The sequence below is a fragment of the Shewanella nanhaiensis genome (assembly GCF_019457885.1).
In the GTDB taxonomy this organism is placed as follows: Bacteria; Pseudomonadota; Gammaproteobacteria; order Enterobacterales; family Shewanellaceae; genus Shewanella; species Shewanella nanhaiensis.
In genome coordinates, this window is record NZ_JAHZST010000007.1 from 47,980 (window position 1) to 67,778 (window position 19,799).

Consider the following 19,799-nt stretch of genomic DNA (forward strand, 5'->3'; position numbering starts at 1 on the left):
ATTCCCTCATATAATTTGTTATCCCCTAAAGATGCCGCACTAAATTAACCTTCCATTCTGATAAAGTGCAGCCCATGACTTTGAGAGCCCAAATTTGTCCAGTTGCCTTTAAAACAAGATGTATTATGTTCAGCGTATATACACAGCTTGGCCGTTGGTATTTTGATTAATTACATTTCCAGGCCAATGAAAACCAACTCCCACACAAGATGATGAATATAGTCTTAGCTCTTTTTGCCCCATGAGCGCAGCTAAGGCCATTGAAAAAACGGAATCAAACCGAATATCCGTGTGGCTTACATAGATAAAGTTTGCCTTACCACAATTGTTTGGATCACCAAATTGGCCATGGATCAAAACTCCTCCACCAACTAGTTCCACATTAGTCGGAACAGCCCAATTTGAATAGGCTCCAGCATTCGCAAATGCGGAGGAAAACAGTAAAGTGACCCATAATAAATATTTCAAAATCCTAGCCTCATAATAATTTTTTGAGAAGTTCAGCCAACACCTTGAGTAAGTAATGTTAGCAGCAATAATATTTATCACTTATACACCGTAAAGTACCTGATAGTCTCAGATACAGACTGATCAATACATGCCCCTTCGGTTCTAAACGATACTGTTTTTTGTGCAGCAAAAGCCAACATCAACATACTGAAGTACTCTTTCGCCATCGGACGATTCATCTTATAGCTTAGGTAATCACCATTCGACCCATGACAACTTGGCGGATTCTGCACGCCGCCTTCTGGGTAGATATAAATAATATTACCTTGCTCATACATGAGTATTTGGGTAATTTTGGCAGTAGTATTTGCATGGGAATTGGCACAAAAAAATAGTGTCATCAACAGTAATATCATCCGTAACATTTAGAACTCCATATAGTAGTTTTTATATTAGCCCAACCTAAACTGCACCACTTTAATATCTTCACCATCGCCCCAACGTGTACAGCTACCAGTGCCCATTATGGTCACAGGCTTTTGTGCCATATAAGCTGCTAGCAACATACTAAACTGGCTCTTACCGTAAGTAGAGTTTTCATCTTTGATCATCCAATAGGTAAAACGCTCACGAGTACACGCTGGCATGACGCCTCGATCTCCAGATAAGGTAAACCAATGCAGACCATCGTCACGCACATTGATATTGGTTACTAAACCTGTTTGACTGCCGGCAAAATGGGCATTGCAATAGATGCCATTATTATGAGTAATATCCCTTTTATATTTTTCACTTTTGACTCCAAGCGCATTAATTAGTCAATAAAAACTGTTCACCTATACTCAGTAATTCTTATATCTATTGAGTAAGCATGCCAATAAAATTAGCTCCTCTACAGCTATCATCTTCATAATTATGAGCACGAATTTTTTTACCTGAAGCTGCTGCAGCTAAAGCTATAGAGAAAGCTTGGTTATAAGATTCTTTTGACTGAGATTTTGATGCTGGGAACAATATTGATTTACCAGCACAAGGACCCGTGCCCCCTGACAAACTTAAATAAAACACATCTTGATTACTGGAACTACTAGCTATTTCAATAATTGTCGCGCCTCTAACCAGTTCACCAGATGTGACTTGTTGGCTAGTGAAAAAAAGTAAAAGTACAACGATATATTTCAAGTTCATTTTTATTTCTCAACTAAGTTAAAACTTTATAAGAGTCAAATTACCAACATCAATCCACACCTCTTAAAACTAAGAGATTTTCTTATTACTGCTTGTTACTGCTTATCCAGTGTCACATAAGCGATTTTGCACTCATTTGAGCTTTCGACCGTTCTCACAAATACTTTCTTATTTGAGAGCTGCGCAGCTAACAGCGTAGAGAAAATCATATCTCCGCCAGCATCCGTAGATCTGAAGGTGCTATACACTTCAGAGACAGCATCGCAAGTCATCAACCTCTCATCGCCTGATGTACCCACATATACAACTCCAGAGGCATTAACATACAGTTTTTCAACATATACATTTGAGCATCCTCTCTCGAAACATACTGCGCTAACGGAAGAGCTGACAAATAGAAAAACCAGGCCAACAAATAATTTTTTTAACATATCCATACTTCTATATCCAAAGTCGATTTAGCTTATTTAATATAAAACCAGCCCCAATCTTGAGCATTTTCTAGAAGGGAAGGACTTGACCCTTCACATCCTTTAGGTTTGATTCTAATCTCACAGTAACACTATTTAAAATAGACTTAAGCTCTTTTAGTTGTTACTTAAATATCACCAATATATACAGGAGCAGGAGTGCTACCGTAAGTAGGTAGAGCGGCACAGGTCCCTTCACCACCATAATAAAAAATCGCTTTGCCATTATTCTTTTTTATATTTTGCAACATAGCAGTCCACATGGCACAAGTGGTCACACTAACCCCTTTCCATTCATTATTTAAATCACAAATGACGGTAAAATCATTTCTACCAGAATGCCGAATATTTACCGTACCATTACCGTAAATTAATATCCGATTGATATCAGCAGAGCAATGAAATGCGGCATTCACTGATGTAGAAAACATAACTGACAACATCATAAAGCAAGCCAATATAACTAATTTCATTTTTATTCCTTTATATGCTGAACAGCGTAAATCTTCCATTTGAAATATTATTAGTTTTGCAACACTATAGTGAATGAGATCTGGGGCCTACTCTACAATTAATCACTCTTAATTCAATCCAGATGTTATCTGTATATTGTTGATACGGCAAGTGGTGTCATCACCATTGGTGTAAACGGTTACTGTTTTACCGGAGAGTGACATCGCGAGTGCCGTGGCATAAATACGGTTTTTCTCTTCGGCAGTACCAGCAAAATATAACCAACCGTAAGTTCCACCACTGCATCTATCTGGCGATATATTTCCAGTGAGTCTTATCGCAGGGTTTGTCGCTGATGCCATAAGCGATGTGATTTTACCGCTAGCCCAAGTAGTTCCTGCTATTGCTTGAGTGACAAAGCTGAAGTTAAGCGTTAATAAGATCACTAATATCAAAAGTGGAGCTTTCATCTTGATTCCTTGATTCCTTGATTCCTTGATTCCTTACAGAATACAAACAGCTAACTGACTTCCATCTATAGTTACTACAAAGAGTTACTGCAGATAAACACGATACGCTGTATTGCAGTTTCCATGTTCCATCAAATCTATTCGAACTCTGTTTTGACTAAGCTTGGCAGCCATCAAGATACTCAGTGCCATTTCTGTTCTAGTGTTTTGAGGCGCGAATCTTACGTAACTACACCCACACTGATTATCATGGGAGGAGAGACTGGCATATATCACTCCCTCCTTAGAATCTAGCCCAGTGAATGTCACAATATTATTGTTCTGCACGCAGCTAGTAGCATAAACCCCAGTACTAAAAAGGGTAGCAATCAGCAAGGTGATCCATTTCAACTTCACCTTACTGGCAGTCAGTAGTTTGTTTAACATATCCATGTTCCTAAAAATTCCAGTGCTTATCAAAATGTCAGATTTGGCCACCTAGCACCTAGGCACCAATCAAACCAGAGTAAACCTAAGTAAATCTAAAGACCTAAAAGCTAAAGGGCTCTGACCCCTTTATCTATCTCAATGCGTATTAACTAAAGAGTTCTATCATTTCTTTACAGGAGTCTTTTGTGATTTCCCCTTCTAAAGATGGGTTTGCTAATTGATATACAATATTATCAATTAGTTCCTCAAGTTCTAGGTCTTCACGGCATTCAATTAGATTTGCCCAACTTTCAAGCTGCGCAGCACTATAGTCACCAGCCAAATATCGCTGTATTACATTTCTAATATCTATAGGTTCTACAACGAAAGGCTCTTCACAATAATCCCAGTCTAACTTTGATAACTCCTCCTTGAGAGTTGGTATAGTCAGATTAAATTTTACCAAATTGTCCAAAAGTTCAAATCTATTCATCTTAATTTTCACCTACTTGGTATGTACCACCATTGAGCTTATCTTTGACATGCACAATATTACCTTTTGGATCATATGTTGTTTTTGTTGCCTGAATCGTTGTGCCACTTGAGTCGATTTGCTTTTCATAGACAGCCTTTGAACCAGGGACTATACCTGGAGACGTTGCCTGAACAGCAACTCCACCGTCAGGTAGTGTATGTTGCTCAATATTATCTTTTGCATTTGCAGGAACTTTCTTAGTAAAACGTTTTATGTTTTCTTGTATTTTATCAGCAGCTTTTAACGGCTTATTAACAGCCATCGCAACACTCAGAGCAGCGCCCGAAGTATCGCCATTTGCAAGGCTAGTTGCAGCATTAATTAGATCGTTTGCACCAGACGCCTCCATACCAACTTCATTGGCGGCCTGATCAAAAGTAGCAACTCCTTGAGACCCTCCAATATTTCTTGCCATTTGTCTAGCTGAGACAAATTCAGGAACTTCTCCTGTTGGATCAATATACTTATAAGGATTATTATTCGCATACGCGTAGCGGTTAAAGCTATGAATATCCCTGAATGCTAAAGGATCATTCGAATAAAACCTTCCAATCAGCGGATCATAGTATCTGGCCTGCATATAGGTAAGACCTAAGTCTTCATCTTGTAGATGCCCAGTGAAACCTATGCCCTCTTTCTCACCACCAAGGCGCTTACCAAATGGCTCATAGACGCTACGACTCGCGATTTGACCCGATTCATCCGTTTCCATTACGGGTGTGCCCAACATGTCGGTATGCTGATATGTCACCTTAGAGCTGCGCGATACCGTGCCCGCTAGATACCCCACACCACATTGATGATTGGCATTACAAGCTTGCACCTCTATGGTATTGCTCCCCAACGACAAGCCAGCCAAGTCGTAGCTGGTTCCGAATACCTTAATGATGCGTTTTTTACCATCTTCATCGGTGATGATGATTTGGTAATAACTTGCATTTGTTACCGCCGACCAATTGAGGTTATAGCTGCCATCAGTTGTCGTGCTGGCCACACTCCCAGTGCTACTTGAAGGCATAATGGGAATGAAGGTGGTGATATCCCCCACCGAAATGGGGATAAATACCGTTTGCCCTTGGCTTGCCTCTGCTTGAAAAGACAGTGAAGCAACTGACAGGACAAACGCAACAAATGAATTAATGGCAAACCGAGTGAATGTTAATATTTTCATTAGTATTCATCTCCATTGCCTACATACGCAAATTTAGTCGTAGTGCCACCACTGCTACTACAGGTTAGCTCCGCTCCATAGCCCGCACCTTCATTTTCGAAGTAAATCCCCGTATTGTTGGTGCCTGAAAGTGTTGAGTGTAAAGAGCCATTTCTAAAGACCTTGCCAATACAGCTGTCAGCATTGCTTGTTGTCCATGACAATGTGTACGCATCAGCAGGGGGAAGACTCGGTATGGCACTTGCCGATTCACACACAAACCCTTTAGGGCAATCCCCACCACTACTTCCTCCGCCAGAAAAATAGAGATTTACACTCGGTTTTGGCGCAGGTGGCGGCGGAGGTGTATATGTACCTCTATGCTCGACCTCTGCAATTAACTGCTTACCTAAGTAGAGAGTATCGGTTTTATCACCATTGTCTTTTTGTCGATAAAGTAGCTGACCTGCTTGACTATAAATACTGTATTCATCAGCCTTTTTTGATACACGGCGATTGTGGCCATCGTAACGGTAAGGGATACCTTTGGCTGTGGTGACTTGATTCGCACGGTTAAAACCTAAGCCATAGCGGCCATTATGAGTCACGTTACCGCGAGTATCGTATGCATAGTTGTAGGCATAAGCTCCACTAAGTTTGTTGAGGCGATTGAGCGTATTGTAGTGGTAAGTAATGGATGAACCACTGATACTGCGGGTTTTGATATTACCTACCCCATCATAAGTGTAATTGCCAGTGCCCCACTTACCATCAGCAGACTTTAAACGGTCTAGGCCGTCATAACTCATGTTGTCGATGTCATTACTGCGGTCAACCCAGTCGATAACACTGTGAATGTTATCGTTTAAGTCATAACTTGGGTCTAAGTTCAGTTGATAAGCGCTTCCCTTAGCATCAGTGATGGCATCGATACGCCCTGTGGTATCTAAAGCCACATTACGCACCATCCCATTACCATAGGTCAGTTGTTTTAACTGGCCGTTGGGATGGTATTGAACATCACTGGCGTAATTCACTCTGCTACTGCCTTCACTCGCCTTGGTTGGCTGCCCTAAAGCATTCGGGGCAAAATTAATAGGCCTTCCTGAAGGGTACGTTAAGGAGTCTACGTTTCCTAAGCTGTTATATCCCCAATCCAGCGTAAAACTTTTGCCGTCGATGGATAGGGTTTCTTTATCTATCAGGTTAAGTGAGTTGTACAGGTAGCTCCAACTAATGGCGCTGCTATCACTGCCCGAGGTTAGGCTTGCAAGATTACCATTCGCATCATAGCTGTAGGTATTATCAGGTGTGGTGTCTGGGAAGTTTTCAGTTCTTAATTGTCCTAGATTGTCATAACCAATAATCACTTTATGTGATGCAGGCACCGATGATGACGCGCAGCTAGCATGACCTCCATCAGTCCCCTCAGCACGCCAAATAGGCTGGCGCTGTGTGTTGTAACCATAAGCAGTTACCCCTGTTTCAGGGCGATAGGTTTTACACAGTTGTTGATAACCATCGTACAGTCGTTTTTCAGTGATCCCCCCTTGAGTGATCGAACTGATCTGACCAAGTTGGTTATAAACAATTGCAGTATCATCACTATCCGGCGATTCTATTAGCGTAGGTTTATCATATGAAGGGCTGCCATATGCTAGATACGTCATCGTAGTCTCATTACCTTCAGGATCTATGATGTTAGTTTTGTTACCAGTCAGGTACTCATACACTGTAGTCGCATTATCACTGGTACGGGTTATGCTTTTTATGCGGCCTAATAGATCATATTCTGTTTCCATGCCAATATGACTACTTGCAAGACGGCTAGGAAAAGATCGAAAGGTGACCCTGTTTTCATGATCGTACTCTGTACGTTGGTAGTTAATCGCTCTTGAATCAGATTTATCCTCTGTACTAGTAAAAAAAGGTCTAGAAAGCGCATCTAAATATATGCGTTGTTTATAGTTTCCCCGTGTTATCGTTTTGCGTAAACTCCCAATTGGAATACCACTCCCAGAAATACCATCCCCAGCACTTTCGACCTTACTATAACTAATATGTGTATCAGCCCATTGGGGGTCATTATTATCTATCTTAGTTAACCATTTAGCAGGCGTATAAGAATAATTTATTTTATTTCCATTAAAATCAGTAACACTTTTAGTTGTTCCGTCATCATTTATTTCTAACTTAGCGATAATTGTATTGGTTGAACTGTCATTTGCTGTATCACAGGCGTTTGTGACTGAGCAAGGTAAAGTTATCTTTCTTGCTTTTCCACGATAATAATCTTCAAACTTTGTATAATGCGGAGTTCCGCTATAATTATTTTTCAGCAGAGTGCCATCAGATGAGTACTCATATGTATTTAATGTCACACCATATTTTTTCGACGCTTTTACGAGTCCATTAGCACTTAGAAAATTAAAAGACGAAGGTGCCAAATACCCACTATCAGATTGAAAACTAATAGAAACAGAGCGTACTTTATCAATCAGCCATAAATCTGTAAATGTTTGATAGTCAAACTTAGTAAACCTAGTATCAATAAATGTTTCCTCAACCTTCTTGGGTAAACCATAAAGGGTAAAATCTGACATCTTTCTTGTGTAGATATCATTAGGAGCAGCTTCATAATATAACTCTGTTATATTTTCCTTTTGATTAAGTCTAGTTGTCAGAGGTTTATCGTTTCCATACGCTATAAATAACTCTCCGACATCAGTAATAGCTTCGTAAGTAAATTCAACTCTTTTAATCAGCTTTTCAGACTCCAACATATAGTCAACAGCCATGGTTTTTCCGTCATAATAACTGGTAAAATCTCTATTAATGTAACGTCTCTCTATCAATCCATTAGGAGAGATAATGTCGACATATTTGTAATCAAAAGAGTTTATATTTGATGGCAATTCACCTGTTAGGCCAGTTGCTTGCTCATCTGACCAAGCTCCAGCATTTTGTGAATACTTATAGCTCCAAGTTGCATTATCAACACCTGGTCCAGATATGACCTTTTTAACTATTGAGTCTGAGAGATAACACTTAGGTTGTAAATAATCATCAATATTTGGCTCAGTAGAACCATTAAGTGTTCGAAGGCGATTTACGTTTGAGCGGCCCTGCATACTAGCGTTAGTATAATAGGTTGCAAATAGGTTTGATGGAGACTTAATCGTCCCTATATTATCTGAAAAATTCCCCTCTACTTTATTGCACACATTTTCTGCAGAAATCCAATAACCACCATCCTCCTCATATATTTCATCTAAACTATACTCCCAATAACGGTCATCGGGTAAAATAACCTTTTTTAACCTATATGGGCTAAGTAGCTCGTATTCATATGTCCACTTTTTTCCGTTGGCTTCTATGGAAATAATAATATCATTATCTGAATATGTTTCTCCTTCATAATTAATATCTATCCGTCTTCCATCCGATGAGGTTATCGATACTAATCTATCTATATCAAGGCCTTCCACATAATTGTAATGAACCCAATTCCCATGCTGGTCTTCTATTTTTGTAACTCTCATTTGAAGGTCAACGATGTCCATTGTACCAAAGGTAGGCTTTGACATTTCATTAAACCAAGCGATAACAAGACTTGAAAAAGTATACTTAATACCTGTAGGTGAAAGAGCGATAAAAACCTCTTGCCCATTATCTTCGTCGCATTCGACCTTCCAATTTGAAAGGGTTTTTCCTTGCCCACTCGTATCTTTTCTCAATATTTTCTCATGTACTTGATCAGGAATGTGTAAGGTCATTCCTGAAAAATAATCTTGAGCACTGAAGGACCTTCCTCCTGAATCGGGAACAATATCTCCAGGCGCGTAATAATCACTAACAGACTCAGGAATAGCATCCCCACTACATGGAGTATCACCAGCCCACGATGAGCCAATAATTGCAGGGCCAATCACAATTTTTTTTGAAATTCCAACTTCCATTTTTTTTCTAAATTCATATGTTGAAGATGTACTTATATATGGAATATCTAATTTCCAATCCCCAAATTCGGTCTCATTGTAAAATTCATCACCAATATAGGTGCGAGATATTCTAACTGGTAATGCATGTATTCCAGGAATTGAGACGTCAACATTGGAGAAGGTCAGCCTTCCAGTGTTGTAACTAATACTCTCACCAAATGCGCTAGCCATACTCATCGACTTTGCAGAATTAATATTACTTAACTCAGAGACCAAATCTAATGGACTGGGTTCATTTTGACTTGCATTAGAGTACACGCAAATAAGCATGCAAGAGAATAATAACTTTGATTTTTTAAACACTTTAAACACCCTTGTTTAGCATGAGTTAAAAACATATTAAAATCAATATCTATGAATAAATTTCGGCTACGTCACACAGAAATTAAAGTGACTTAAAAACAGTATTAAACCTTATCTTTATATGTAGAGGAATATTAATATCACCGGCAATTAACACAAGCTTAGGCGATAAATAAAGAATGATATTACAACTGCTGTCGGTATAAACTTCATAGCCTTGATAATCGAAATTGAGATCGGCTTTTGTATATCCAACACATGATAAAAATAGCAGAAAAATCGCAATCCATTGTTTAAGCATAATCCATTACCCAGAGTTTATTTTGATCCCTATTCGCAAAATAGTTACACCAAAAGAACAAAATGTAAACAAATATTACAGTTTTCACACTAAAAATAGTTGCGCATTCGAGATTTTGTGCTATCAGAATACGCATATGATTTCTTAATAGCCTAAACGACTAGGTTTTGGGAATATAGGAACTTCGCCTTAGGAATATTCACACTTTTCATAAAAGTATCCACTCCCTAATGAAAAAGCTCGGATTTTGATGTTAAATGAATGACTACTAAACGCGCAATATCATTTATCAGATGGGGTTTATTCACAAAGTAGTAATGGTAAAAATACCCAAGGTACACTTCGAATGTCTGTAGCTGTAACTTTTATTGAGGCATGTATGGACAATACCCAGCAAACACTTGGATACGTAGCCCGCACATGAGCCAACATCACCCTTTTGTTAAAGAGGAGACCACCAAGTTAAAGTAGGACACTTGCCAGTTTAATAAAATAAAAAGTTAGCCTGAGTTGATCAGCCTTTTGACTAGCCCATCAACTTAACAGTTTGATGGCATAACGATTTTATCTTGGAGATGAGAGCTATGTCTTAGCAAGCTTAGCTTTAAGATCTGATGCGACTATCTCGATGGCTGATAGTGCAACTTGCGGGTCGATATTATGGCTTTCAAGCAGATAGATAAGATCTACCGCAAGCTTAACTTCATCACTGGCACTGCCGATTGTGCTTTTGGGAGTATCTGTAGCCATCACTATGTCCCCTATTACAGGTCTTTAATTTACTTGAACCAATATTCTAAGTAGTTAGATTGCAAGTTCACAGTAAAAAATGATTAATTAAAAATATTAATCCTTATCTATTCAAAATAGCTTGGGTATAATGCCGCTATAGCTTAAGTTAATCACGAATATTTATGACCACAGAGACTAACAAAATCGACTTTTCAACTATCAATAAGACAACCGCTAAGTCGTTTAATGAGCAGAAAAACCTGATAAAGCGCCTCTTTAAAGGTAACACTGTGTTGTGTGAAACCTGTAAGCAGCCACTGACTTTAATCGTCCCTACCGAAAAAGACACAGAGAAAAAATATGGTGTGTTCTGCAAAAAACATTGCACTGACATTGAGCTAGAGCTTGAATTAATCCTTTAACGATAACAGCTTAAAAACTCAAGCTGGCTCCTGAAACAAGTTCAGGATGACGAATAAAGATTCAAGGCCTAGATTCGTTTTAAACGACTATCTAGGTATAATCCTTTGCCTTCACTCTAACATCAGATCTTCATATGCGTTTATTAGCCTCAAGCACACACCCAGATATCCAATCACGTGAAGGTAAAAGTTTCACCCGAAAAGCGGCCCGTGGCATCATTCTCGATGGTGAGAATATATTAATGCTCTACACCGAACGTTACCATGATTACAGTCTTCCTGGCGGCGGAGTCGATGAGGGCGAGTCAATAGAGGCGGGGCTCATACGTGAGCTTGAGGAGGAGACTGGAGCGCAGCACATCGAAGTGTTACAGGAGTTCGGTCTTTATGAGGAGTTTCGGCCTTGGTATAAAGGTGATTTCGACATTGTGCATATGGAGTCCTACTGCTTTATCTGTGATATCCATCCAGAGCTTGGAGAAACTAAGTTAGAGGCTCATGAGATCCAAAATGGCATGACTCCAGTGTGGATAAACATCCATGAGGCCATTAAGCATAACGAGCACACCCTAGCCAACAGCGACAAAAAAGGCCTCTCTATCGTGCGCGAAACCTTTCTATTAAAACGAATAGTAGAAGAACTACTCTAACCTTAAAAATCCGCTATCAAACAGGGCAGACAAAACAGCCCTATCACCAGCTTATACCAATTGCAGTAAGTATCTGACCATTCAGCGGGAGTTCAAAGCGCTGTAGGCAAGGCTGGGTATTGAAGCTAATTATTCTATATCTAGAGACCCAAACGCAGCATAAAGTGCTTTGCCATTTGCTTTGAGCATCAGCCGCACTATGTGAGCGTCTCAGGATTTCCTCTTCTGCTTTGCATTGACTTAAAAGGGAATAACCATTTCCTCGCCAATGCGCCTTGAATAGAAAAACCTGAGGCACTCTGAATTGATTACATACTTAATGCAATTGGTATTACAGTCAATTTTTCTTAATGGTCGCATTGAAATAACTCAATGTTACCCAGAGTCATTATGGTCTACTCTGAACTTATACCTAATCAACTTCTGGTTTTGCCAGTGACGGTGATCATGATGAACTACAAGCATATTCTTCTTTCAGTCGCTCTAAATAAAGACAGTGAAAAAATCTTAAAAAAAGCCACTCAAATAGCGAAACAAAATAATGCCCAACTCAGTTTGATCCATGTGGACTTAGATATCCCCCATACCTATGAAGGTATGCTTGGTGTCGACTTTCAGGAAAGGGAACAAGCGTTAAAACAAGAGTCTATCGCCTCTATGAATCAACTGGCTAACTCACAAGATTACGAGATCAAGGAACACATCATTCATAGTGGCTATGTCGATGATGAGATTATCGATAGCGTCGAGAAGTATCACATTGACCTCTTGATTATGGGACATCACAAATCAAGCTTTATTAGGCAGATGTTACTCTCTCCCAGCGAACCCGTTCTACGTAACATGCCTTGCGATCTTATGTTTATCAAACTAGAAGATGAAGAGTAATATTTTATATCTGAAACCAAAAAGGAGCCTTAGCTCCTTTTCATCCACACAAATTTAACAGCCCAAACGCATTTAAAAGTATGCAAAAAGGTTAATGATCATCGCATTGATAATATCGATAAAGAAACCACAAACTAAAGGTACAATAATAAAAGCTCTGTGCGCTGCACCATATTGTTGGGTAACCGCAGTCATATTCACAATTGCAGTTGCCGTAGAGCCTAAAGTAACCCCTCCAAAACCCGAACAGATAACAGCAGCCTCATAATCTTTGCCCATCATTCTAAAAACAATAAACACAGTAAACACTATTGAAAGCAGCACCTGTAAGCTCATTACCACTGATATATAAAACAGGCTACCTTCAAGCTCCCATATTTTAAGACTCATCAATGCCATGGTTAAAAACATGCCTAGACAGATATCTTGAATCAAAGAGAGCCCTTGAGAAGCATCTTTAAGGTAAGCCTCTCCTTTATCTTTCTTGCGGTTAAGCAGGGCTCGCCCACTATTACCTATGATGATACCAGCCAATAAACACGCTACAAACATGGGCAGTTTAAGCCCTATCTCTTGCAGTGCAATATCGATAAAATAACCAATAATCAAGGTCACATTTAACCAGAGCCAAGCTCTTAACACACCAAAATAATCCACCCTAATATGCTGTGAGCTTGTTGCATGACTAGCACCAATATCTAAGCTCTCATCTTGATTAGCCTTAATATGATGGCGTTTCATCAAGTATGCCGCGATAGGTCCACCAATTACACAAGCTGAAATTAACCCTAATGTATTTGATGCAATCCCAAGCTCATTTGCATTAGCGATACCCAGCTCTTCCACAAACGTCGGCGTCCAAGCCATTGCCGTACCCACGCCACCAATCAACGAAATAGAGCCCGACATTAAGCCTGCTTTAGGATCTAATCCAAATAGAGATGCAACGCTGACCCCCATAAAGTTTTGCATAAAGATAAACAGCGTCGACAATGTGATTAAAATAAGTAAGGGTTTGCCACCTTTAATTAAGGTGGCAAAATCAGCTTTCAATCCTATTCCAGCAAAGAAATACAGAAGCAAGATATCTCTTACCTCCAAATTAAACTCTATTTGTAGATCAAATCCATAATAGAGAATGCCGACAATAGAAGCACATGCAAAACCACCAACTACGGGCTCCGGAATACTATATTTACGCAATAATTCATAGCGGGAGATGATGGCTTTTCCGATAAAGAGTGCGATGATAGCTAAAGTGAAAGAGACAAAATCTTTAATCTCGAGCAGTTGTGGTTCTAATACTTGGGGATCCATTCTAGTTTTTATCCTTTATAAGCGTGAATTTAGCTTACAAAATAATAACGCTTAGTAAAAGATAAAAACTGATTAAAATAAATAACTTATTTAGATGCAGACAAGGTCAAGCTATCTTAGTGGTTACTAAATCACTGGGCTCAAATCGGCTCTTAAAACTAAACGCATAGGGTGACTCCCCATGCTCTCTTAAGTGCTCTAACCTTAACTTTCCCTCCTCGACATCGGGTATATGCCCTTTAGGTACCCACCAAAGCACATAGTTCGCCTGGGTTAACTTCTCAAACCACTCCTTTTTACGCTTCATAAAGCTAATATGGTGAGTCATGTACATAAACCCCTTAAGTGCATCGGGAGATTGCCATACTGACATATTGACCAGTAACAGAGGATCATCAAAAGCCTGAATAGCGGTTGCATCACCACTCTCATCTTTAAGTCGCCAGATAAAGCCTTCACTGGACTCTGCCATCGCGTTGACAGACTCTAAGTTATCGACGAACTCCTTCATCAAAGGCTCATCCATCTCTCCTCTGGCTTTAGCAATATTTAATTGTGCCAGCTCCATATCATGCTTTCTCATCACTCCATCCTTGAATCTAAAATGTCACGTTAGTCATAAGCATACACAAGAGTAAAATTGCATCAAGCCTATTGCATCAAACCTATTGCATCAAGCCACAGCTCATCACTTTCCTCTTCAACTGCTAACGCATAAAAACAAAACTGTGCGCCAGAACAACGACAGTGCACTGATCTCTATCTAAAATCTATCGTCGATAAAAAATATGAGAGTGATAATTTTAAAATGGATTCATTTCAATGGGATAAAAACTTTGCTACAGGGATAGATGATGTTGATTTCCAACATAAAAAGTTAGTGGATCTGATAAACCGCTTTGGTCATCAACTCGCCAGCGATGAGCTGGTCATGGAGGATATTAATCAGGTATTGCAGGAGTTATGGTTATACACCCAAGAACACTTCCAAGATGAAGAGCGGTTAATGCATAAAAAGGGGATAGACCCAAGACACCTTACTATGCAAAAACAGGCTCATCGTTACTTTCTCCATGAAGTGCAGCAGATGCAGGCAAGCATCTCCATCGACCAACCTGACGCCCTTAAATACCTGTTAGATTTTCTGACTCAATGGCTTGCTTATCATATTTTAGGTGATGACAAGAACATGGCTCGTCAAATTGAAGCAATAGATGCAGGCATGAGTCCGCAGGAAGCTTTTGCAAAGGAGGAGTCACAGGCCGATAATGCCACCGCTCCCCTACTGACCGCGCTCAACGGCCTCTTTAATCAGGTCTCTCAACGTAATAAACAGCTAATCGATCTCAATCAAACCTTAGAGGAGAAAGTGCGCCTACGAACTCAGGCCCTTAGCGATGCTAACACTCATCTGGAAAAGCTTTCCATTACCGATATGCTTACAGGTTTGGCAAATCGACGTTTTGCGATGGAGAAATTAACTCAGCTTTGGCACAAACCTGACTCATCTCTTGGCTGCATTATGATAGATGCCGATCACTTTAAAACCGTAAACGACACCTATGGCCATGATGCAGGCGATCTTGTGTTATGTCGGCTGGCCAAAGTTCTCGAACATGCTGTGCGCACCGATGATTTTGTCTGCCGCTTAGGGGGGGATGAGTTTCTTATTCTCTGCCCCGAAACAGATTTGGCAGGATTACAGTATATCGCCGACCAACTCCTCACTAAAGTTAACGCCATCTTAGTGACATTTGGCGCCAACAAGAGCAATTTAAATTTAAATGGACACTGGAGAGGCAGTGTCAGCATAGGCTTGGCGGTGAGAACCCCAGATATGATGCAGCAAACTGAGCTTCTTAAACAGGCCGACCAAGCCCTCTACCTTGCCAAAGAAGCGGGGAAAAACTGCATACGGACTGAAACTGCTATTGCCTGCTAGGTTCAAAAGAATCGTACCTAGGCAGCTGGATATCTAGCTCTTCCCAACTCGCTTTCGATGAAACAAAATTGTGGGAGATGGGTCGCTCAGTAATATCTGAGTCGAGGATCCCTAGCCTTAATCTATAACGGCTAGGATCCTGCTCATTTGAACTATATACAGGTGAGCCACAGTGAGAGCAAAAATGTCTATTTCGGCCAGGTTTAAATGAAAATGTACTTAAGCTTTCTTGGCCTGATACGATCTCAAAATCTGCTGCTTTGACGAATCCATTAGTGGCAAAAGCTGTACCGCTATTCTTTCTGCACAATGAGCAGTGGCAGTGAATAATGTCACTAATCCCGCCATTGATTTTTATCTGCACTTCACCGCATAAACACTTTCCGACATACATAATTAATTCTGTCTCCAACTTACTTTACTATCTCAGGCTTAGCATCCAGTTTGCCAAAAACTGCCACTAAGTTAAAGTTCAAGCAGAATCCTCCTCACCCAGACTTAATCCTCCTCAGGCAGCTCCACCTCATGCTCTTGATTTAGTACCCAGCTCTCCCCCTCTGTTCTGGCAATGATCACTGCGGCGCAAGCATCGCTGAACACATTCACCGCCGTGCGCATCATGTCCAAAATTCGGTCCGTGACCAGCAATAGGCCTATCGCCTCCAGCGGCAAACCGATGGCACCTAAAATAACGGTAATGGCGACTAAACTGGCTGCGGGGATCCCTGCGACGCCAATTGAGGTCAATAGCGCCACTATCACTATGGTAAATTGGGTCACAACTCCAAGCTCCAACCCATAGGCCTGAGCAATAAACATGGCGGCAACGCACTCATACAAGGCGGTGCCATCCATATTAACCGTTGCACCGAGAGGCAGTACAAAGCTGGATGTTTTTCTCGATACACCTGCGCGTTTCTGTACACACTTCATGGTTAACGGCAGCGTTGCCGAAGAGGATGCTGTAGAGAACGCCATCAACATGGCAGGCATCATAGCAAGTAGGTGTTTTTGGGGGGAGACACCGCCAATAAATTTAAGTAGAAGAGGCAAGACTACAAGTGTGTGAACAGCCAGTGCAACTATCACAGTGAACATAAAAACTAACATAGGTGACAGTGCTGAAAAGCCTGTAACAGTCACCGTTTTAGCAATTAACGCAAATATACCTAGCGGGGCAAACTTAAGTACAAAGTTGGTTATTAGCACCATGGTCTTGGAAACCCCTTTGCAAAAATCCCTTAACACCTCCCCCATCCGCCCTTCGACGCGGCCCATAAAAAAACCAAACAGCAGACTAAAAAAGATAAGCCCCAACATCTGACCCCCACTGGCTGCGGCGACGATATTTGTTGGGATCATGCGAATAAAGATATCGAGTAGATCTTTACCACCTCGCCCCTCAACTTTCTCTAAAGTCGACTCAAGCTCAACAGGATCGGCATCAAGGTTTAAAGACTCCCCAGCAGCTTGTCCATCAACCACTCCAGGGGTTGTAATATTAACAAGCGTTAAACCTATTAAGATGGCAAATAGGCTAGTCGTGGCGTAGTAACCTAAGGTTTTAAGCCCGAGCCGACCTAAATTTCCCCCTTGATTCAGGCTGGCCATACTCGAGATGATAGATGACATGATCAAAGGCACAATGATCATCTTTAAGGCATTAAGAAAAAGCGTCCCTACAAACTCATAACCTTGGTAAAGCCAAGTGTCTACACTTGTAATGCTTCCTATGACAACCGCCAACACCATAGCGATTACGATCTGCCAATGAAGTTTCATCGAGTTAATCCGGCTATTAGCTGAACTTACTTTAATCCTAGACAAGAAAAGAGATCTGCAACCAACTAAACGTAAAAAAGCGCCCTAAGGCGCTTTATCTCTCTAATTGATGATTTATCTAATCAATATTAGTTATTTTACATATTCAACCGCAATCTCAGCAGCAAGCTTAGCATTATTAAAAACCAGCTCAATGTTGGCCTTAAGGCTTGAACCTTTGGTCTTTTCAGCTACTTTAGCCAATAGGAATGGCGTCGATGCCTTACCCGATATGCCCTGATCATCCATCTGAGCCAAGGCATCTAAGATAACCTCATCAATCATAGCGCGATCCAGTTGATGGGCTTCAGGAATAGGGTTGGCCACCACCACGCCACCTTTTAATCCCATGGCCCACTTAGCTTTCAATACATCAGCGATCTGCTCCGGAGTATCAAGTCTGTAGTCCACACCAAAATCACTTTCGCGGGTATAAAATGCAGGCAAGGTATCAGTTTGGTGGCCGATAACCGGCACACCTTGGGTTTCTAGGTATTCAAGGGTTAGGCCGATATCTAAAATCGATTTCGCCCCTGCGCACACTACGGCGACATTAGTATTGGCTAGTTCTTGCAGATCGGCAGAGATATCAAAGGTTTGCTCAGCTCCGCGATGAACACCGCCAATGCCTCCAGTGGCAAATACCTTAATCCCTGCCATTGCCGCTAAGATCATCGTTGATGCAACAGTTGTGGCGCCATCAACTTGCTTAGCAACGATAAAAGGGATATCGCGGCGACTGGTCTTAATCACATCCAAGCCCGCTTTACCTAAGTACTCAATCTCATCAGGCGTCATCCCTACCTTTAGTCGCCCCTTTAAGATAGCGATCGTCGCAGGAATCGCCCCATTGTCTCTAATGATCTGCTCAACGCGCAGCGCCGTCTCAACATTTTGTGGATAAGGCATGCCATGGGAGATAATGGTCGACTCTAATGCAACAACTGGCTTTCCAGCAGCTAATGCAGCTGCAACTTCAGGGTTAATATCTAGGTATTGCTCTAACATATAGACTCCTTGATAACGCGATTGACTGACATTTCAGACATGTTTGGGTTGATGGTCGCAAGATGTGACAAAGCCACTACGGCTGCGGCCATGGCAAATTTTGTTGATTGTTCGATATCCCAATCCTGAAGCCAGCCATGGGCAAGGCCTGCAAGAAACGCATCCCCAGCGCCATTGGCATTGACCATAGGGACATCGACAGCGGGAATAAGCGCTTGAGTTTGACCATCACTATAGAAAACCCCATCAGCCCCTAAGCTTAAAAAGATGCGTTGCACCCCCTGCTCATGAAACCAACGACCTAACTTAGGTAGCTCGCCATAATTCGCGATGCTTATTCCAGAGAGCTGCTCAGCTTCTTTAAGATTGGGCTTTAATGTGTGAATAGCGCTCAAAAAAGGTTGAATTTTCTTTGCTTTTGCACAGGAGACAGTATCGACAAATATCGGCCTGTCGGAGAAGTTGCTTAGCAGATACTCCAGAGCTGGCGCCGAAAGATTAGCATCTAAGATAAGCAGATCTGCACGTCTTAGCATCTCCTCTTGTACCTTTAATAACTCAACGCTCAGCCTATCTAAAATCGCCATATCATTGATAGCAACATGCATATCGCTATCACCGTCAAGTACTGACAGGTAAGTAGAGGTTGATGCATCCTTTAGCTGCAAACAGGCCTGCATATCGATACCGGCTTGCTGACACTGGTCGATAATAGCCTGCCCATAGGTATCTTTTCCCACCGCACTCAGTAGTCGAGTTTGCGAGCCTAAGCGGGCTAAGTTTTCGGCAATATTTCGTCCCACTCCACCAGGAGAGCAGGTCACGCTACCGGGATTTGAATCACCCACTTGCAACGTATCTAAAGGGCGACCAAGGATATCCATATTGGCCCCCCCAACCACCACGGCATAACGGGATTCAGCCAAAATATAGCCCTTGCCGCGAATAATGCCTTTATGGGTCAGGTTCATAATATGCCCTGCAACAGCTGAGCGACTTATTCCAAGTCGATCGGCAAGGTCTTGTTGTGCAATTAACGGGTTCTGTTTAAGTATTGCCAGTATCTGATGTTCGCGTTCTGTCATTGTTATTATCCAGTTTTAACGACCAAACATTTGTTTGGATACCAAACTTAAGTCCAAGGTTGGATTTTAAAATATGCTGAATAAGAATAAAGTTCAAGTAAAACAGATAAAAACCTTGCTCAAACCGTGAACAAGCTCCGATTAAGCCAGTACTTAATTAGTAACAGATAGAGAACAGTGGGGGTTGTAAGTTGGGAAATAACAG

The 19,799-nt window shown here is 41.1% G+C and carries 22 protein-coding genes and 1 pseudogene; 5 read left to right on the forward strand and 18 right to left on the reverse strand.

Going from position 1 to position 19,799, the window contains the following annotated elements:
- Positions 1-129: 129 nt before the first annotated feature.
- The 11 genes from K0625_RS11415 to K0625_RS11465 all read right to left on the reverse strand — a co-directional run bounded on the left by K0625_RS11415 (position 130) and on the right by K0625_RS11465 (position 9,428).
- Positions 130-549 (reverse strand): hypothetical protein, encoded by a 420-nt coding sequence (locus K0625_RS11415; RefSeq protein ID WP_220109814.1) that lies wholly within the window; start codon positions 547-549, stop codon positions 130-132.
- Positions 546-875, reverse strand: a complete 330-nt coding sequence (locus tag K0625_RS11420) for a hypothetical protein (protein ID WP_220109815.1) — start codon at positions 873-875, stop codon at positions 546-548. Before K0625_RS11420 ends, K0625_RS11415 begins: the two co-directional genes overlap by 4 nt.
- A gap of 27 nt (positions 876-902) precedes the next feature.
- Positions 903-1,097 (reverse strand): hypothetical protein, encoded by a 195-nt coding sequence (locus tag K0625_RS11425; protein WP_220109816.1) that lies wholly within the window; start codon positions 1,095-1,097, stop codon positions 903-905.
- A gap of 211 nt (positions 1,098-1,308) precedes the next feature.
- The gene (locus tag K0625_RS11430; protein ID WP_220109817.1) at positions 1,309-1,638 is read right to left on the reverse strand and encodes a DUF5992 family protein; all 330 of its coding nucleotides are present in this window, start codon (positions 1,636-1,638) and stop codon (positions 1,309-1,311) included.
- A 95-nt stretch (positions 1,639-1,733) separates the two neighbouring features.
- Entirely contained in the window at positions 1,734-1,937 is a 204-nt protein-coding gene (locus tag K0625_RS11435; protein ID WP_220109818.1) for a hypothetical protein, read from the reverse strand.
- Between the two features lie 299 nt (positions 1,938-2,236).
- Positions 2,237-2,581 carry a hypothetical protein gene (locus K0625_RS11440; RefSeq protein WP_220109819.1) on the reverse strand — a complete coding sequence of 115 codons (345 nt, stop codon included), beginning with the start codon at positions 2,579-2,581 and terminating at the stop codon, positions 2,237-2,239.
- A gap of 108 nt (positions 2,582-2,689) precedes the next feature.
- Positions 2,690-3,031, reverse strand: coding sequence for a hypothetical protein (locus K0625_RS11445; RefSeq protein ID WP_220109820.1), 342 nt, complete (start codon positions 3,029-3,031; stop codon positions 2,690-2,692).
- 84 nt (positions 3,032-3,115) lie between these two features.
- Positions 3,116-3,457 (reverse strand): hypothetical protein, encoded by a 342-nt coding sequence (locus tag K0625_RS11450; protein ID WP_220109821.1) that lies wholly within the window; start codon positions 3,455-3,457, stop codon positions 3,116-3,118.
- A 148-nt stretch (positions 3,458-3,605) separates the two neighbouring features.
- On the reverse strand, positions 3,606-3,932 hold the full coding sequence (locus K0625_RS11455; protein ID WP_220109822.1) for a hypothetical protein: 327 nt from the start codon (positions 3,930-3,932) through the stop codon (positions 3,606-3,608).
- 1 nt (position 3,933) lies between these two features.
- Entirely contained in the window at positions 3,934-5,145 is a 1,212-nt protein-coding gene (locus K0625_RS24590; RefSeq protein WP_232847055.1) for an RHS repeat-associated core domain-containing protein, read from the reverse strand.
- Positions 5,145-9,428, reverse strand: coding sequence for a hypothetical protein (locus K0625_RS11465; RefSeq protein WP_220109823.1), 4,284 nt, complete (start codon positions 9,426-9,428; stop codon positions 5,145-5,147). Before K0625_RS11465 ends, K0625_RS24590 begins: the two co-directional genes overlap by 1 nt.
- A 688-nt stretch (positions 9,429-10,116) precedes the next feature.
- On the opposite strand from K0625_RS11465, the pseudogene K0625_RS11470 reads away from it, so the two are divergent.
- A pseudogene (locus K0625_RS11470) lies at positions 10,117-10,217 on the forward strand (cupin domain-containing protein); the annotation flags it as partial.
- A 94-nt stretch (positions 10,218-10,311) separates the two neighbouring features.
- Here K0625_RS11470 and rsmS read toward each other — a convergent pair.
- Complete coding sequence (gene rsmS, locus K0625_RS11475) at positions 10,312-10,479, reverse strand: pleiotropic regulatory protein RsmS (protein WP_220109824.1); 168 nt, start codon at positions 10,477-10,479, stop codon at positions 10,312-10,314.
- 164 nt (positions 10,480-10,643) lie between these two features.
- Here rsmS and K0625_RS11480 point away from each other — a divergent pair, with 164 nt between their 5' ends.
- The 3 genes from K0625_RS11480 to K0625_RS11490 all read left to right on the forward strand — a co-directional run bounded on the left by K0625_RS11480 (position 10,644) and on the right by K0625_RS11490 (position 12,421).
- Positions 10,644-10,883, forward strand: coding sequence for a hypothetical protein (locus K0625_RS11480; protein WP_064791932.1), 240 nt, complete (start codon positions 10,644-10,646; stop codon positions 10,881-10,883).
- A gap of 134 nt (positions 10,884-11,017) precedes the next feature.
- Positions 11,018-11,533, forward strand: a complete 516-nt coding sequence (locus tag K0625_RS11485; RefSeq protein ID WP_220109825.1) for an NUDIX hydrolase — start codon at positions 11,018-11,020, stop codon at positions 11,531-11,533.
- Between the two features lie 390 nt (positions 11,534-11,923).
- Complete coding sequence (locus K0625_RS11490; RefSeq protein ID WP_220109826.1) at positions 11,924-12,421, forward strand: universal stress protein; 498 nt, start codon at positions 11,924-11,926, stop codon at positions 12,419-12,421.
- Positions 12,422-12,493: 72 nt separating this feature from the next.
- Here K0625_RS11490 and gltS read toward each other — a convergent pair whose 3' ends face one another.
- Both gltS and K0625_RS11500 read right to left on the reverse strand, forming a co-directional pair.
- On the reverse strand, positions 12,494-13,738 hold the full coding sequence (gltS, locus tag K0625_RS11495) for a sodium/glutamate symporter (protein ID WP_220109827.1): 1,245 nt from the start codon (positions 13,736-13,738) through the stop codon (positions 12,494-12,496).
- Between the two features lie 106 nt (positions 13,739-13,844).
- A complete protein-coding gene (locus K0625_RS11500) occupies positions 13,845-14,306 on the reverse strand; it encodes a DUF3291 domain-containing protein (protein ID WP_220109981.1) in 462 nt (153 codons plus the stop codon).
- A 240-nt stretch (positions 14,307-14,546) separates the two neighbouring features.
- Between K0625_RS11500 and K0625_RS11505 the strand changes: the two genes are divergently transcribed.
- The gene (locus tag K0625_RS11505) at positions 14,547-15,680 is read left to right on the forward strand and encodes a GGDEF domain-containing protein (protein WP_220109828.1); all 1,134 of its coding nucleotides are present in this window, start codon (positions 14,547-14,549) and stop codon (positions 15,678-15,680) included.
- On the opposite strand, the gene K0625_RS11510 is transcribed toward K0625_RS11505, so the two are convergent.
- The 4 genes from K0625_RS11510 to K0625_RS11525 form a co-directional block, all read right to left on the reverse strand.
- Entirely contained in the window at positions 15,667-16,074 is a 408-nt protein-coding gene (locus tag K0625_RS11510) for a GFA family protein (RefSeq protein WP_220109829.1), read from the reverse strand. The two genes, K0625_RS11505 and K0625_RS11510, sit on opposite strands and share 14 nt — an antisense overlap.
- A 104-nt stretch (positions 16,075-16,178) precedes the next feature.
- Positions 16,179-17,462 carry a dicarboxylate/amino acid:cation symporter gene (locus K0625_RS11515; RefSeq protein WP_220109830.1) on the reverse strand — a complete coding sequence of 428 codons (1,284 nt, stop codon included), beginning with the start codon at positions 17,460-17,462 and terminating at the stop codon, positions 16,179-16,181.
- A gap of 132 nt (positions 17,463-17,594) precedes the next feature.
- Complete coding sequence (locus K0625_RS11520; RefSeq protein ID WP_220109831.1) at positions 17,595-18,509, reverse strand: pseudouridine-5'-phosphate glycosidase; 915 nt, start codon at positions 18,507-18,509, stop codon at positions 17,595-17,597.
- Positions 18,503-19,594, reverse strand: a complete 1,092-nt coding sequence (locus tag K0625_RS11525; protein WP_220109832.1) for a PfkB family carbohydrate kinase — start codon at positions 19,592-19,594, stop codon at positions 18,503-18,505. Before K0625_RS11525 ends, K0625_RS11520 begins: the two co-directional genes overlap by 7 nt.
- Positions 19,595-19,799 lie beyond the last annotated feature (205 nt).